The 19,318-nt window shown below is 41.3% G+C and carries 1 protein-coding gene; it reads left to right on the top strand.

Going from position 1 to position 19,318, the window contains the following annotated elements:
* Positions 1 to 99 precede the first annotated feature (99 nt).
* Complete coding sequence (locus O0550_RS11215) at positions 100 to 19,278, top strand: non-ribosomal peptide synthase/polyketide synthase (protein ID WP_258426334.1); 19,179 nt, start codon at positions 100 to 102, stop codon at positions 19,276 to 19,278.
* Positions 19,279 to 19,318: the final 40 nt, after the last annotated feature.

The raw sequence follows: 19,318 nt of genomic DNA, 5'->3' as shown, positions 1-19,318 counted from the left end.
AATATTGATAATTTCACTTTAAAAAATAATGCTACAATTGTAAAAACACAACTTATTAACAAATACTTACACTAAATTCTATTAGGAGGAAAAATTGGGATGCTCAACCACGAACAGATTTACCCGCTCACTCACTCCCAGAAACGTATCTGGTTTACAGAGGAATTTTTTCCTAACACCAGTATTTCAAACATTGGGGGTCTTATTAGGCTACAAGCAGAAAAGCTAGACTATGCCCTGTTGCAAAAAGCAATCCAAACATTTATTCAAATGAATGATTCGATTCGCCTACGCATTATGGTGGATTCTCAGACCAATGAACCAAGGCAGTATATTGCACCTTATCGTGAAGAGGCACTGCCCATCATAGATTTTAGTGATAAAACGACTGAGGATGAGCTCTACTCTTGGGCTAATGAAAGATTTGCAATACCATTTGAACTTATAAACAAACAATTGTTTGAATGTTCCTTCATTAAGTGTAATGAACAGGAAGGGTATATTTACCTAAAAACTCATCACATCATTACGGACGGCATGGCTTATGTTCACATTGTGAATCATATCATTTCCATTTATACAGAATTGCTTGCCGGTACAGATGTATTAAACTCTCAAAACATGCATATACCAGCTTCTTTTATCGATTTTATTCACGATGAGGAAAAGTACATAAGCTCAGTGCGTTTCCAAAAAGATCGAGAATTTTGGCATGAGGAGTTTGCTACTTTACCAGAATTTACTGGGTTTAAAGCCTATGACGCTTATTCTGTAAGTACGAAAGCAAAAAGAAAAAGAATCATAGTACCACAGGAATTACGAGATCAGGCACAACAATTTTGCGCAGAAAATAATATTAGTATTTTCACACTATTCATGTCGATGTTTCATGCCTATGTGTATCGTTTGACAGGACAAACAGACATCACCATCGGTACAACCTGCAATAATCGGACACAGCGTAAAGAAAAAGATATGGTTGGTATGCTAGTTAGTACGATGCCGTTTCGGTTTCAAGGAAATCCCGCACAAGATGTTCTTACGTTTATTCGGGATGTAGCCAAGAAGCAGAATAAATTATTTCGTCACCAGAAATATCCATATGATCAAGTCATGCAAAAGGTTCGTTACAAGCATCCTCATGTAAATAGTCTGTTTCGCCTTTTTGCCGGGTATCAAATCCTCGATTTTGAACAAATAGCAGGGGTTCGTTATACAGTAGAACAGTTGTTTGTAGGTCATATGACAGAAGAGATCGCTTTACATATTCAAGAGCATAAAGATAAGGACTTATTGACTATTGAAATAGATTATGTAGCGGAAATGTATACAGAAGATGAAATAAATAGACTGGCTGATCATCTATTACGTATAACCCAAGATTCAATCTCATTCCCAGAGAAGAAGATAGCTGAGCTAGAAATGCTCTCGGAAAGGGAAAAACATAATCTTATTGCTTTATCTAATCAAACTGTGAAGCCATTCCCACAAGAGAAAACGATTCATCAACTCTTTGAAGAGCAGGTGGCAATGAACCCTGAGCATATAGCTGTCTACTTTGAGGGTTCAAGGCTCACGTACCAAGAATTAAATGAAAAGGCAAACCAACTATCCCATTGCCTTCGTGATATGGGAGTCACTACTGATCAGCTAGTAGCCATACTCGCAGATCGTTCTGTGGAAATGATTGTTTCCATGTTAGCTATTCTTAAGGCAGGAGGAGCCTATGTTGCGATAGATCCTGTGCATCCATCAGAGCGTATTTCTTACATGCTACAGGATAGTGAAGCCAATATTCTGTTGGCTCAACAACAATATGTAAAAGATATATCGTTTGACGGACACATCCTAGAGCTAGAGGATGAGAAGCTTTTCGTTGGAGATACTGCAAATCCTACATGGTCAGTGCAAACGACTGATCTTGCTTATGTCATCTACACTTCCGGAACAACAGGTAAGCCAAAGGGGGTTATGGTTGAGCATCGTGGAATTGTCAATTTACAACAATTCCTTTCTACACAATACGGACTCTGCGAGCAGGATCGAGTCGTTCAATATGCTAGCTCCTCTTTTGACGTATCTGTAAAAGAAATCTTCATGTGCTTGCTACACAGTGCTACCTTGTATATTCCGACCAAGGAAACAACACAAGATCCAGCCCTTTATGAAAGCTATTTGAGTAATCATCAAATCACAGTGGCCGTATTACCGCCTGTTTTTGCTGTTCATGTAAATGCAGACAAGCTCCGTTCCTTACGTCTCTTATTTACGGGCGGATCTGCAACGACATTAGAAATGGTACGCACTTGGAAAGATCGTGTGATGTATGTAAATGCATACGGTCCCACAGAGGCATCCGTTCAGGCAACGGCATGGCTTGCTGAAGAGCGAGAAGACGGCATGATCTCTATTGGTAAGCCGATTGATAATGTTCAGGTGTATGTTCTTAACTCCGAGCATCAGCTACAGCCTGTAGGTGTAGCCGGAGAACTATGCATAGGCGGTGTGGGACTAGCGCGTGGTTACCTTAACCGCCCTGAGTTAACCCAAGAAAAATTTATCGCTCATCCTTTTAAAACTGGTGAGAAAATCTACAGAACAGGTGACCTGGTAAGGTGGATGCCAGATGGCAACATAGAATATCTGGGACGTATGGACGATCAGGTAAAAATTCGTGGTTACCGTATTGAATTACTAGAGATCGAAGCACAAATGCTAGAAATCGAAGAGGTTGTTCAAACTACCGTCATCCCGTTTACCAACGATAATGGACAGACTGACCTATGTGCCTACTTTGTGGCGACACGAGAAATGAGCGTCCTGGAGCTGCGCCAATCCATTGGGAAAAACCTACCAGCTTACATGATTCCTTCTACTTTTATGCAGCTTGACGAAATGCCGCTTACTGTAAACGGCAAGATTGACAAGAAGGCTCTTCCAAAACCAGAGGGAACGCTCCATACTGGCTTGCCATATGTGGCACCGCGAAATGAGGTCGAGGAATTACTAGCCAGCGCATGGGAAAAAGTGCTCGGCGTAGAGCGTATCAGTATTATGGACAACTTTTTCGAGATCGGTGGAGACTCGATTAAAGCAATTCAAATTTCAGCACGTCTGCATAAAGATGGCTTGAAAATAGAAATGCGCGATATATTTAAGCATCTATCTATTGCCGAGCTAAGCAAATACGTTAAGGTAGTGAAAAACTCCTATGATCAGGGCATGGTGGTAGGTGATGTTTTGCTTACTCCTATTCAGCATTGGTTCTTCCAGAATCAAAGAAACAATAGACATCATTTTAATCAAGCCAATATGCTGTATCGGGCAGAGGGATTTGACGCTGAAATAATTAGACAGGTGTTTGAGCGCATCATCGAGCACCATGATGCACTACGAATGACCTATTCTACTCTAGAAAATGAAAGCATTCAGCAGGTAAATCAAGCATTCACTACTGATCGTTTTGATTTTGAAATAATTGATTTGACCGATGAAACAGACGAATTAGTCATAAAAGATCAAATGAAACAGCATGCCGATCGTCTTCAAACAAGCATCGATCTCGAAAATCAGGGGCCGTTGGTTAAGGTAGGTTTGTTTAAAACTACTTCAGGAGATCATTTATTGATCGTGATTCATCACTTGGTTATAGATGGAGTCTCCTGGCGTATTTTATTGGAGGACTTATCAACAGGTTATAGCCAAGCAGCTAGAGGAGAAACTCTCTTGCTTCCAGCAAAAACAGTCTCGTTTAAAGAATGGTCGAATCAGTTGCAATCCTATGCAGCAAGTAAGGCGTTTCTTAAAGAAAAACCTTATTGGAGACAGTTGGAGCAAACTACCATTCAGCCTTTACCAACTGATGGACCTATTACAAATAATCTCAAAAAGGACAGCTCGGATATTCACATAGAACTTACTCCACAACAGACTAAGCAGCTATTAAAAGATGTACACCATGCTTATCACACGGAAATCAATGACCTCTTATTGACTGCATTAGGTCTCACAGTGAAAAACTGGACAGGAGAAGAGAACGTACTCCTATTACTCGAAGGACATGGTCGTGAAGACATCATTGCGAATATGGATGTTACTCGTACGATCGGCTGGTTTACATCTGCCTATCCGGTTATTCTGCCTATCAAAGAAGATGAATTGTCGAAACAAATTAAGCTTACGAAAGAAGCATTAAGAAGCATCCCAAATAAAGGTATTGGTTACGGTATCCTACAATATATAACCCCAAAAGAGTATACTGAATCAATGTCGTTTACGTTACAGCCACAGATTAGCTTTAACTATTTGGGACAATTCGATCAAGACACTGCAACAGAGGTGTTCACTTCTTCGCAGATGTCTAACGGGGAAGCAATCAGTCCATACTTTGTGCGCAATCAATTGCTAGAATGCAATGGTGGAATTTTCAATGGTAAGCTACAAATGATTTTCACCTACAATCATCACGCCTATCATGAATCCACGATTCAACACATTGCCGACCAGTTTAAGACAAATCTGCTCCAGCTTGTTGACCATTGCGTGATAAAAACAACAAGCGAGCTGACTCCATCCGATGTAGGGGCCCATAATCTCTCTATCGAGGAATTCGAAAGCATTCAAGCCATCTTACAAGAGATGATTGGTCAGACAAGCATTAGCAAAATATATCCGCTGTCACCTATGCAGGAAGGTATGCTATTTCATTCTGAATTACAGCCTGAGAGTCCCGCCTATTTTGAGCAAAATAGCATTCCGCTTCATGGCACCCTTGATCTAGCTCTTCTTGAACAAAGCTTAAACGCAGTACTAGCTCGCTATGATGTATTACGAACTGTGTTTGTCCATCAGGAATTGAAACGCCCGGTACAGGTTGTTCTGCAAGAGCGGAAAACAACCATCCAGTTTGAAGACATTTCTCATTTAGACGAGGCCAACCAGCAATCATATCTTGATTCATACAAAGAGAAGGATAAGCAGGAAGGGTTTGCAATCCATAAGGACGTTCTCCTACGACTTACGGTGTTAAAAACAGGGGAGGACACCTATCAATTGCTCGTAAGCTTCCATCATATTATTATGGACGGCTGGTGCTTCGTTCTCGTATTGGATGAGCTGATACGAACGTACCATTCCCTGCTGAACAATACAGCTATTCAGCTTCATGCTGTTTATCCATATAGCGACTATATTGAATGGTTGGAGAAGCAGGACAGAGAAGATGCTCTTTCTTATTGGAAAAATGAACTTCTCGGATATGAGCAGCTAGCTACTCTACCGAAATGGCGCTCGCAGAAAACAAGAAACTACGTTCAAGCTAACCATCTTTTCCATTTTGATAACGAGACGACGCTTGGACTAGAACGATTGGCAAAACAACATCATACTACATTAAACAATGTTTTCCAAAGCCTATGGGGCATTCTTTTAGGTCGCTATAACGGAGTAGACGATGTTGTTTTTGGAGCTGTTGTCTCTGGCCGGAACGCAGATATACAAGGTATTGAACAAATCGTGGGCTTATTTATCAATACGATACCTGTACGTGTGCAGCCTTTTGCCGAACTAAGCTTTACTGAGTTATTACAACAGGTAAAAGAACGTGGAACTGCTGCGTCGCAATTCGACTATTTATCACTTGCCGAAATACAGGCTATGAGCTCCTTAAAGCAAGGATTATTAGACCATCTTCTCGTCTTTGAAAACTATCCAACGCCTGACAAAGAACAAGCTTCCTCCAATCAGCAGAGATTGGATTTTGAGTTTGCAAGGATGGAGGTATTTGAGCAGACAAACTATGATTTTAATGTGCTCGTTGCCCCTTATGATCAGCTATATGTAAATTTTAGATACAACGAACAAATCTATGCACCTCAGCTTGTAGAAAGCATAGCTTCCCACTTGACAGAATTGGCACGTGCGGTTGTTTCCCAGCCAGAAATGAAGCTAGGCAATATCAATATCTTATCTGAGGCTGAGAAACATCAGATCCTTTATGAATTTAATCAAACAACAGCAGATTACCCACGACATAAGACGATACATCAGCTATTTGAAGAAACTGTTGCTAGAATTCCCGACAATACCGCTGTTTATTTTGAGAATGAAGAATTGACCTATCGTATGTTACATGAGCGTACGAATCAACTAGCTCGAACATTACGAGCAAATGGTGTAACACCGAACAGTATTGTAGGAATCATGCTTGATCGCTCCTTTGAGATGATAATCGGTATTTTGGGGATTCTGAAGGCAGGAGGAGCCTATCTGCCACTAGATCCGAAGCATCCACAGGATCGTTTAGAATTTACGCTAGAAGACAGTAAGGCACAAATCTTATTAACCCAATCAACATACAATAGACTAGTCGATTTTAATGGTCTTGTCATCGAGATAGATCAACCTGCTGCCTATCACACAGACAGCACCAATCTAGAACATGTGAATCAAGCGACCGATCTGGCTTATGTTATCTATACGTCTGGTTCGACTGGTAAACCAAAAGGCGCGATGATTGAACATACGTCTGTACTTAATCGACTGCTCTGGATGCAAAAAGCATATCCGCTCACTGAAAATGATGTCATCCTGCAAAAGACTCCGTTTACCTTCGATGTTTCTGTATGGGAAATGTTCTGGTGGGCATTTGTAGGAGCCAAGGTGTGCTTCCTCATACCAGAAGGAGAAAAGGATTCGTCTACTATTGTAAATGCAATTGAACACCGGCGTGTGACGACCATGCATTTTGTACCGTCGATGCTTCATGCCTTCCTAGAGCATGTCCATTTACACGTAGCGGAAATCGAAAGACTGGCAAGCTTGCGTACGGTCTTTGCTTCTGGTGAGGCATTGCAAGTCGCACATGTAGAACGTTTCCAATCGCTTCTTCACAATGCGTACCAGACCAAATTAGTGAATTTATACGGACCAACAGAAGCTACTGTGGACGTTTCGGTGTTTGAATGCTCCGTAGAAGAAGAGAGAATGGATACTGTACCGATCGGAAAACCGATTGATAATACGCAGTTATACATTGTCAGTAAAGAAAATCAGCTTCAGCCTGTAGGAGTAGCAGGTGAACTTTGCATTGGCGGGGTACAAGTAGCACGTGGTTATTTGAATCGACCGGAGCTAACCATTGAAAAATTTGTTTCGAATCCGTATGTAAACGGCGAACGAATGTATCGTACCGGGGACCTTGCACGATGGATGCCGGATGGAAATATTGAATATTTGGGTCGTATCGATCATCAGGTGAAGATTCGGGGCTTCCGTATAGAGCTTGGCGAGATCGAAACCCAGATATTGGCATTTGAGGGTATAAAGGAAACCGTTGTGATTGCAAGTGAAGATAGTCAAGGGGAAAAATATTTGTGTGCCTATTTTGTAGCTACGAAAGAAATAGACTCCGCTGAATTGCGGGACTTTTTAGCAAATGACCTACCTAGCTACTTTATTCCAGCACGGTTTATTCAGCTTGAAAAAATGCCGCTTTCTCCAAACGGTAAAATTGACAGAAAAGCGCTGCCCAAAGACGAATTTATTGGAAAAACTGCTGAATATATTGCTCCACGCACAAAAGTAGAAGAAAAGCTGGTTGTGATATGGCAGGAATTGCTTGGCATCAGTCCTATCGGGATACATGATGATTTCTTTGAACTCGGCGGACATTCTCTCAAGGCTACCATTCTTGCATCTAGATTGTATAAAGAATGTGATGTACAAATTGCATTACGTGATCTGTTCCAATATAAAACCATAGAGTCACTGGCAACACTGATTACAAATACACAGAAGACTCATTATTCGGAAATACAACCGGTTAAGCCAAGCCAGTATTATTCTGTGTCCTCTGCACAGAAGCGCGTGTTAATTATTGTCCAAATGCAAGGTGCAGAATTAGCCTACAATATGCCTGTTGTATATAAATTAAGTGGTTATATCGACCGGGATCGATTGGAAGAAGCATGCAAAAATCTGGTACAACGTCACGAAAGTCTGCGTACTTCATTTGATTGGATTGATGGGGAGCCTGTGCAAATTATTCATCCATCTGTTGATTTCAACATGTCTTGCAAAAAGCTGTTCACTGATCATTCAACTCATGAAAAAGCCATAGCTCGTGCAGTACAGGCATTTATTAGACCTTTTGATCTAAATCAAGCTCCGTTATTTAGAGTGGAATTAGTCACCATAAAAGAAGATGAGCATATCCTCATGATTGATATGCACCATATCATCTCAGATGGTGTCTCCACAAACATCATACTTCGTGAGCTATCGAAGCTGTATGCCGGGGAACAGCTACCAAGTCAACGAATTCAATACAAGGACTTTGCGGCATGGCAACAAGATCTATATCAGACTGATAGGATGCAAAAGCAAGAGGCCTATTGGCTAAAAACATTTGAAGGAGAAATACCGACACTTCAAATGCCGACAGATTATGCTAGACCATCAATCCAAAACTTTGAAGGAGACATTCTTTCGTTTGACATCGATGCAGATTTGACCAAGAGCCTTCATCAAATCACCTCACAAACGGGTACAACAATGTATATGGTTCTTCTTGCGGCGTTCCAGGTCTTGCTTGCTAAATACAGCGGACAAGAAGAAATAATTGTAGGAAGCCCTGTGGCAGGCAGACAACATGCTGATGTTGAGGAAACGGTCGGAATGTTTGTTGGAACACTTGCTCTGAGAGGATTCCCTGCTTTCGAAAAGACATTTACCAGCTATCTTAAAGAGATAAAAGAAAGCACTTTGCAAGCGTTTGAAAATCAAGATTATCCGTTTGAAGAACTAGTGGAAAAGCTTGATGTTAATCGTGACATGAGCCGCAATCCGTTATTCGACGTTATGTTTGCCTTACAAAACGTCGGCAATGAAATGCTGAAAATAGATGGGGTTGCAACGACTCCTTATGAAGCCATCTTCAATCTAGCTAAATTTGATCTTACATTAGCGGCATTTGAAGTAGGAGAAGAGCTCAATTGCTACGTAAACTACAGTACGAAACTATTTAAAAAGGACACCATTGATCGTTTAGCAGGACATTTCGTGCAAGTATTGCGTTCCATTGTCAATAATCTCGATATTCAAATTTCTCAAATTGACATGGTCACACCAGCAGAAAAAGAACAGCTTCTCTTCACATTTAATGATACTGACAGAGAGTTCGATACCCAAGTAACGATCCAGCAGCTGTTTGATAAACAAGCAGCTTTGTCACCAGAGCAGGTAGCTGTTTATTTTGAGGGGAAACAGCTCACTTATCAGGAATTAAATGAAAAAGCCAATCAACTGGCACGCCTGTTAATGAGCAAAGGGGTAGCGAAAGACAAGATTGTCGCTATCATGACAAATCGATCAATAGAGATGATTGTATCGATTATAGCCGTACTCAAGGCTGGCGGTGCGTATGTACCAATTGATCCTGTCTATCCGGCAGATCGGATCCAATATATGCTGGAGGACAGCAATGCAAAGGTTCTCCTTACACAGAAGCATCTTATGGACAAAGTTCCTTTTGATGGTAGTATCCTCGATATAGATGACGAAAAACTCTATCAGGGTGAAGTAGCTAATGTAGACATACAAGCTTCACCAACAGACCTAGCTTACGTGATCTATACTTCAGGTACTACCGGTAAACCAAAAGGGGTTATGGTTGAGCACCACGGAATCATTAGCTTGAAAACCTATTACCAATCAGACTTTGACATTGGCATTGGCGATCGTATGGTGCAATTTGCAAGCTCTTCTTTCGATGTTTCTATCTGGGAAATCATGATTAGCTTACTAACAGGAGCAACATTATACATTCCAACCCAAGATACAATTTACGATCCGGTTGCTTTTGGGGACTATATAGAGGCACACCAAATTACGATAGGCCTACTACCACCTGTATATATCGGCAACGTGGAGCCAAACAAATTATCATCGATGCGTCTTCTACTAACGGGCGGTTCTGCATCGAATAATGAAATTGTAGCTACTTGGAAGTATCGAACGACCTATATGAATGCCTATGGACCGACTGAATCGTCTGTCATAGCTACTACATGGATTGGTACAGATCGTGAAGATGAGGCTTTACCGATTGGTAGCCCCATTCCAAATACGAAAGCCTATGTTCTTAATAAGCAGAACCAGTTGCAACCGATTGGTGTCTTAGGCGAATTATGCATTAGCGGAGCAGGCCTAGCCCGTGGCTATCTCAATAAACCAGAGCTTACCGAAAAGGTGTTTGTTGAGCATCCATTTGCAGAAGGCGAACGCATGTACAAAACAGGAGATTTAGTAAGATGGCTACCTGACGGAATGATCGAATACTTTGGACGGATAGACGATCAGGTAAAAATACGCGGCTACCGTATCGAATTAGGCGAGATTGAAGCACATTTGCTTTCTCTTGATGAGATCCACGCAGCAGTAGTAATAGCCTTTACGAATGAAGAGGGACAACCCGATTTATGTGCATATATCGTTGCTAATCATGAAATCAATATAGCTGATATAAGACAGCAAATTGGACAGCATTTACCTTCTTACATGATTCCAGCTTACTTTGTGCAGCTAGAAAGCATACCGGTATCGGTAAACGGAAAAGTTGATAAAAAACGATTACCAAAGCCAGCTACATCAAACTCAACTGGTAGAGAATATGTAGCGCCACGAAATGAAATCGAAGCAACACTTGCAAGTATCTGGCAAGCTGTTCTAGGAGTAGAACAGATCAGTATTCATGATAACTTCTTTGAAATAGGTGGGGATTCAATCAAGGCGATTCAAATTTCCTCCCGCCTGCATAAGGAAGGTCAAAGACTAGTAATTAGCGATTTGTTTAAAAATCCGACGATTGCACAGCTAAGTTCGTATGTAAAAGCAGGCACTCAAGCCTTTGATCAAGGATCGGTTGAAGGAAACGTACCACTTACACCAATCCAACGCTGGTTATTCACGGAACACAGTGCAAGCCTGCATCATTTTAACCAGGCGAATTTCCTCTACCGACCAGAAGGATTTAACGTAGAGCATGTTCATCAGGTATTTACCCAAATTGTCCATCATCACGATGCATTACGCATGGCTTATTCCTTTACTCCAAACGATATGGCAAAACAAGTAAATCGAGGAATCAATGACACGGAGGCCTCTTTTACTATCGAAGTTATTGATTTGTTGGAGGAATCAAACGAAGAACAGGTGGCTGTACGGATTGAGCAAGAGGCAAACCGTATTCAAAGCAGTATGGGCTTGCTTCATCAAGGGCCGTTGGTCAAATTAGGCTTATTCAAAACTACAGAAGGTGATCATCTTCTGATCGCCATTCATCATCTTGTCATTGACGGTGTTTCATGGCGTATCTTACTGGAGGATTTTACAACAGGTTATGAACAAGCACAAAATGGGGAGCCAATCGTTTTCCCTGCGAAGACCGTTTCGTTGCAAGAATGGGCAAAACGATTAGAGGATTACTCTACAAGTAAAGAGCTACTTAGAGAGAAGAGTTATTGGGATCAACTAGAACAAACAAGCATTGATCCGATCCCAACTGATTTCATAACTAGTCATAACCGTATGAAGGATAGTTCTACTCTATCAATGGAACTTTCCGAGACGGATACAGCTCTTCTATTAACAGACGTGCATCGTGCATATCGTACTGAGATGAACGACATCCTGCTAACAGCGCTTGGGATAACGCTTAAAGAATGGACGTCAAATAATGATATAGCTATCTTACTTGAGGGACACGGTCGCGAGGATATCATGGAAGAGATTGACATCAATCGAACAATCGGTTGGTTCACATCTGCCTTCCCGGTCCTGCTACCTATGTCTAAGGTGTCAGACATTTCATACGGAATTAAGCAAGTCAAAGAAACCCTACGCAAAATTCCTAATAAAGGGATTGGCTACGGAATACTCAAGTATTTGACCCCAGAAGATCAAAAGCTAGATATGTCGTTTACCATACAACCAGAGATAAGTTTTAATTACTTAGGCCAGTTTGACCAGGAGGTAACAACAGAGGTATTTACCATTTCAAAAATGTCGAGAGGTTGCCTTGTAAATCCAGAGATGAATCGGGAGCAATTAATCGATATTACTGGTGCAACCGTTGGAGGCAAGCTGCAATTGTCATTTGTATATAACCATCTTGCCTTCCAGAAGGAGAGTATTGAAAAGCTAATCGAAGTCTTCACATCAAACCTCCTTCTCATCATCAGACATTGCACAAGCCAATCAACACCTGAATTAACTCCTTCTGACTTAGGTTATGCAGGTCTATCTATTGAAGAGTGGGATATAATTCGAACCTTTGTACTATCTGAATTGGAAACCAATGAAATTAGCAAATTATATCCACTTTCTCCCATGCAAGAAGGAATGCTATTCCATGCAAACCTAGATACAAATACCTCTATGTATGTGGAGCAATACAGCTTGCCGATATCAGGGCATATGAATCTTTCTAAAATGGAACAAGCCTTTAATTCAATCATCCAACGCTACGACGTGTTACGTTCCATATTTGTACAAAAAGACCTAACACGTCCACTGCAAGTAGTTCTTAATGAGCGCAAAGCCACTGTTCACTTTGAAGATATCTCTGCTTTAGCTCAAGAGGATCGAGTGAACTATACGGAGGACTTTAAACAACAGGATAAAGAACGCGGGTTTAAGCTATCTAGTGATAGGCTCATTCGATTGGCTATCCTGCAAACAGCAGCAGAGGAATATCTTATGATTTTAAGCTTCCATCATATTCTTACAGATGGTTGGAGCATACCGATCATCATGGGAGAATTTATTCATACGTACCATTCTCTGCTTAATGATCTTCCATTATCACTTGGTCCGGTTTATCCGTATAGTGACTACATCAATTGGCTGGAAAAACAAGATAAAGCAGAAGCAATCTCATATTGGAAGGAATATGTGGCAGGATACGAACAACTGGCTACAATACCAAAGGAAAGAAAGGCTGAAGCTGTAGAATACAAGACAGAATTGTATGAGTTTTGCTTCGATAAAGTGATGACAAGTGGTTTAGAGCAGATAGCCAAGCAATACCAAACCACTTTAAACAGTGTATTCCAAACGATCTGGGGGGTATTGCTAGCTCGATATAATCGTACTAATGATGTGGTATTCGGTGCTGTAGTCTCTGGTCGGAATGCTAATGTTACAGGTATTGAGCAAATGGTCGGTTTATTTATCAACTCCATTCCTGTTCGTATCCAACTAGATGCAGAGACAAAATTTACTCAAGTATTGCAGCAGGTACAAGAAGATGCTCTTGCTTCTGCTGATTATGACTATCTTTCACTTGCCGAGATTCAATCCACAAGTGAATTACGCCAGGGCTTGCTTGACCATTTGATTGCTTTTGAGAATTATCCGACTCCAGCAGAAGATAACCATATTCATTTAGCTAAAAAGATAGACATTGACTTCCAGCAAATGGAGGTATATGAGCAAACCAACTACGATTTCAATATAGCAGTGGGACCTGGTGAGAAGCTTTATATTAAGTTTATGTACAACGCACATGTCTACAACAAGCAAATGATGGAGGGCATTGCAGCTAATCTGCAACAAATCGCCCGAAGCATTCTAGCAGATCCATCTAGTAAAGTTAGTGAAATAGACATTGTTTCTGCTGAAGAAAGACAAAAATTACTAGTGGAATTTAACCATACGCAGACCCCGTTTGAACAAGACAAGACGATTCCGCAGATTTTTGAAGAGCTGGTTATGAAACATCCACATCATCCTGCTGTTTACTTTGAGGGTGATCAACTAACGTATCAAGAGTTAAATGATAAGGCAAACCAGTTGGCACGAGAATTACTTGCACTTGGAATAGGAACAGACCAAATTGTTGCAGTTATGGCAGACAAAAGCATCGAAATGATTGTGGCGATTATGGCCGTTCTAAAAGCTGGAGGAGCCTATGTGCCAATTGATCCAGCATATCCAGGTGAGAGAATCGCATATGTCTTAGAAGATAGCCAAGCTAAGGTTCTTTTAACACAAAGTCATTTACTTGAATCTGTTCATATGGATATCGCTACGTATCAGGGCAAAATTGTAGAGCTTTCAGATGATAGGCTGTATCAGGGAGATTCTACTAATCTGAAGCTATCAATCACACCAGCTGATCTAGCATATGTCATCTATACATCTGGTACAACAGGAAAGCCAAAAGGTGTAATGCTGGAGCATCACGGGGTTGTTAAACTAAAACAGCATATTTTTGATCATTACGGCATGTATCAGGAAGATCGCGTTTTACAATACGTTAGTCCTTCTTTTGATGCATCTGTGAAAGAAATTTTTGCTTGCTTGTTACATGGAGCAACGTTGTACGTGCCTAAGAAGGAGACGACTCAAGACCCTGCCTTATTTGAAGATTACGTAAATCGTCATCACATTACTGTGGCGGCCTTACCACCTGTCTTCCTCGTACATGTAAATCCTGATAACATAACATCTTTGCGGCTTTTATTTACAGGTGGATCTGCAATCACTACCGATCTGGTTCAAGCATGGAAAGACCGAACAGTATACGTCAATGCTTATGGGCCAACTGAAGCGTCTATTCAAGCAACAGGCTGGGTAACAGAAGAAAGAGCAGATGGACTCTTACCGATCGGGCGTCCAATTGATAATACCCAGATCTACATTGTTGGAGTCGATTACCAATTACAGCCGATTGGCATTCCAGGAGAACTTTGCATAAGTGGAGTAGGGCTGGCACGGGGCTATCTCAATCGTCCTGAGCTAACGCGTGAAAAGTTTGTAGACAATCCATTTGTTCCTGGCGAAAAAATGTATCGAACAGGTGACTTAGCAAGATGGCTTCCTGATGGAAATATTGAGTATCTTGGTCGCGTAGATGATCAGGTAAAGGTTCGTGGCTTTAGAATAGAGCTAGGAGAAATTGAAGCCCACCTGCTATCACATGAGGACATTACTGAAGCGGTCGTCCTTGCTCTTACAGATGAGATAGGACAAACTGATTTATGCGCTTATTTTGTCAGCACGACTAGCATAGCCATTACCCAATTGCGTCACTATCTTGAGCAAAGCCTGCCTTCCTATATGATTCCGGCATTCTTCATTAAGTTGGAGAAAATGCCAGTGACACTAAACGGGAAAATCGATAAGCGTAGTCTGCCAAAACCGGACAAAAATGTTGACACAGGATCAGTTTATGTGGCCCCACGCAATGAAATCGAATCTAAGCTGGTTTCGATTTGGCAAGAGGTATTGGGTGTAGAACGAATCAGTGTCCTTGATGACTTCTTTGCACTGGGAGGGCATTCATTAAAAGCGACTGTACTCCTCTCGAAGATTCATAAAGAATTCGAAACAGAGACATCTCTTCGTGAGATTTTTAAACACACAAAACTCGAAGAAATGGCCACACTCATCAGTCAAGGACAGAAGAGTGCCTTTGAGGAAATACACCCTGTGGAGATAGCAGAAAGTTATCCAGTCTCTTCCGCTCAAAAACGCTTACTTATTCTAACACAGCTGGAAGGAGCTGAGCTGAGCTACAATATGCCAATAGCCTTGAGGCTTTCAGGTGATATTGAAGCTGCTCGACTGGAAAGCTCATTCCGAGAACTAATCAATCGTCATGAAAGCTTGCGGACATCTTTTGATTGGACAGATGGACAAATGAGACAGATTGTTCATGAATCTGCAATGTTCCATTTGGTTCATACAGTAGGGTCAGAGGATGAGTGCAATCAAATCGTCTCGACATTTACACAACCATTTGATTTGAATCAAGCACCGCTTTTGAGAGCGCACCTTGTCACTTATAAGGATAAGGAACATCTTTTATTGCTTGATATGCACCATAGCATTTCTGACGGGGTTTCCATGAGTATCATACTCACAGAGCTAGCTAAGATTTATGCAGGAGAAGAACTACCCGCATTATCAATCCAATATAAGGATTTTGCTAATTGGCAACAAAAAATGTTTACATCTGATGAAATGCAGAAGCAAGAGCTGTATTGGCTTGAGAATCTATCCGGCGACTTGCCAGTTCTCCAAATGCCAACAGATTATCCAAGACCGCCTGTTTATAGCTATGATGGTGATAATGTTCCATTTACTGTGGACAAGGAACTTTCAAGCGCTCTACGACAACTGGCCATGGAAACTGGTACGACTATGTATATGGTATTACTAGCAGCATTACAGGTTACGCTTGCCAAATACAGTGGTCAAAATGACATTCTTATCGGTAGCCCGATCGCTGGACGTCCACACACTGATTTACAACAAATTGTCGGGATGTTTGTAGGAACGTTAGTCATGCGTGGGTTCCCAGAAGCCGAGAAACGTTTTTCGACCTTCTTAACTGAGATTAAAGATACAGCGCTTCATGCCTATGAGAATCAAGACTATCCATTTGAAGTGCTGATAGAAAAACTAGACCTCAAACGTGACATGAGCCGTAATCAACTCTTTGATGTTATGTTCACTCTACAAAATATGGATGGTCCAGAAAGCGGATTAGCCTTTGGTGAAGCCAAGGTCTCGTTATATGAAACCAAGCAAAATATGGCGACCTTTGACCTTACTATGACGGCTCATGAATCTGAAGAAGGAATTGGTGTTGATCTAAATTATTGCACGAAATTGTTTAAGCGTGAAAGTATGGAGCGTTTCGCAGACCATTTTACACAGGTACTACGTGCAATTAGTAAGAGCCCTGACGTCATTTTAGCTGATATAGACATGGTGACAGATAGGGAAAAACATCAATTGGTAACAAAATTCAATGATACAAATAGGGATTTCCGATCTAATAAGACGATTCATCAGCTCTTTGAAGCTCAAGCAGAATTACACCCAGCTAATAGCGCTCTCTATTATGAAGGACAAGCTTTGACTTATCAGGAGTTGAATGAAAAAGCAAATCAATTGGCGCGTGTACTGGTTGCAAAAGGGATAAAGGCGGAGGATAACGTAGCAATTATGGCTGACCGCTCTCTTGAAATGTATATCGCTATTTTAGCTGTTCTCAAAGCGAATGGTGTTTATGTCCCAATCGATCCCGCATATCCAATGGAGCGGATTCGCTTTATTCTCGAAGATAGTCAAGCACAAATTCTGCTTACACACACAACCGTAGACGTACAAGCTAACATTTCAGACAGCCTTGAAATTATTTCTTTACATGACCAGTCTCTGTTCCAAGGGGAGCCACAAAATCTAACATTGCCAGCTTCACCAAGGAATCTTGCCTATATCATCTATACATCCGGCACAACAGGTAAGCCAAAAGGTGTCATGCTAGAGCATCGCGGAGTGGTTAACCTATTAGATCATATCCAAGCAGAATATGGTGTGAGCGAGCAAGACCGTATCATTCAATACACAAGCCAATCGTTTGATCCATCCATCATGGAAATTTTCTTGGCATTACACAATGGGGCACAGCTATACATCCCTACCAAGGAGATAACTCAAGACCCTGCGTTGTATGAGACATTTATCAATAAACACCTAATAACAGTAGCAGAAATACCTGGAGCATTCGCTAGTGTAGTCAACCCAGAAAGACTCATTTCACTTCGTTTCGTCTCAACAGGTGGCTCTGCCTTGACACCTGGAGTAGCCAAAGCATGGAGAGATTATGTTCGTTTCATCAATGCATATGGACCAACAGAGACTACTATTCAATCAACAGAGTGGGTTGTAGAGGAACGACTCGATGGGGCACTACCGATCGGACGTCCGGTGGCAAATACACAAATCTATATCTTAAATCAAACAAATCAGCTACAGCCTATTGGTGTACCAGGAGAGTTATGCATTGGAGGAATAGGGCTTGCCCGCGGTTATCTCAATCGTCCTGATTTGACAGCAGAGAAGTTCATTACGAACCCATTTGTTGTAGGTGAAAAGATATACAAAACAGGTGATTTAGCTAGATGGCTTCCTGATGGAAACATTGAGTTTTTAGGCCGGATTGATGATCAAGTCAAAGTTCGTGGATTCCGCATCGAGTTGCTTGAAGTTGAATCTCATATTCTAGAGCTTGAAGATATTGCGGAGGCGGTAGTGACTGTTACTCAGGATTTAACAGGTCAAAATCAATTATGTGCATACTTCGAAGCAAAACGAACAATTACCGTTTCCGAGCTGAGAGAGCAACTGGCAAAAACTCTACCAGCCTATATGATTCCTTCTTATTTTGTTCAACTAGAGAACATGCCGCTAATGGTAAACGGTAAGATTGATAAAAAGGCTTTACCGGCACCTGAAGAAAATATGGTTATCGGTAATGAGTACATTGCTCCGCAGACTGAGATGGAGGAGAAGCTTGCGGTTATCTGGGAAGAAGTGCTTGGTATGAAACAAATCAGTGTAGAGTCGGATTTCTTTGAGCTAGGTGGACACTCTCTCAAAGCAGTTCAGCTTGTCTCCGCTATTAGTAGAGATATCGGAATAGAAATGCCACTTCAGCTTGTATTCCGCTACCGTAGCATTCGCCCACTAGCCGAGAAGCTAACTGTCGTGCAATATGTGCAGGTGGATGAAGAAATTCCTGTTACCCTGCTAAATGAAGGAGGAAAACCAATCGTCTTTGCCTTCCCGCCAATCGCTGGTTTAGGTGCTGCATTTAAAGAAATTGCAAGTGAGCTTCCTGATTACTCGATCTATTCATTTGATTTTATCGCGCATGACTATCTGATTAATGAATATGTCGACCACATTTTGAATATCCAACCAGAGGGGCCATATCTACTGATGGGGTATTCAGCAGGGGGAAATCTGGCGTTCGAGGTTGCCAAAGTACTAGAAGAAAAAGGTCATCACGTTCAGGGAATCATTCTTTTAGATACACTAAGGCAGACCGAGTATCAGCTTGTAAATGATGAAGAAATTCGTGAAAATGTAGCACTGATTGATAAAGCAGCAGAAGAGAATGAAATACTCAAGGTAGCGAGCATACGGAACAAAATTGTTCAAAACATCGAGAATTACGGTGCATTGCTCAATACTATCATCAATGACGGTATGGTTGAGGCAAGCATTCACCTCATTTTAGCAAAAGAGATTGAACGGGAAGAGGAACTAAAATGGAAGGAGTCGACGATGGGTACCTACATGGAATACCAGGGCTTTTCTACGCACCATGAAATGGTTGACAAGAAATATGCCAAACAACATGCTTATCTCATTCATGAAATTTTGGAATTGCTGCTGGATCAGGTTAAGGTATCCCATTAAGAAGTAACGTTTACATGGAACTGGGGGTTCATAACATGGG

Source organism: Brevibacillus halotolerans, from assembly GCF_026891775.1.
In the GTDB taxonomy this organism is placed as follows: domain Bacteria; phylum Bacillota; class Bacilli; order Brevibacillales; family Brevibacillaceae; genus Brevibacillus_B; species Brevibacillus_B halotolerans.
The sequence above is the reverse complement of the archived record's forward strand: the minus strand, read 5'-3'. Positions and strand labels throughout refer to the sequence as shown.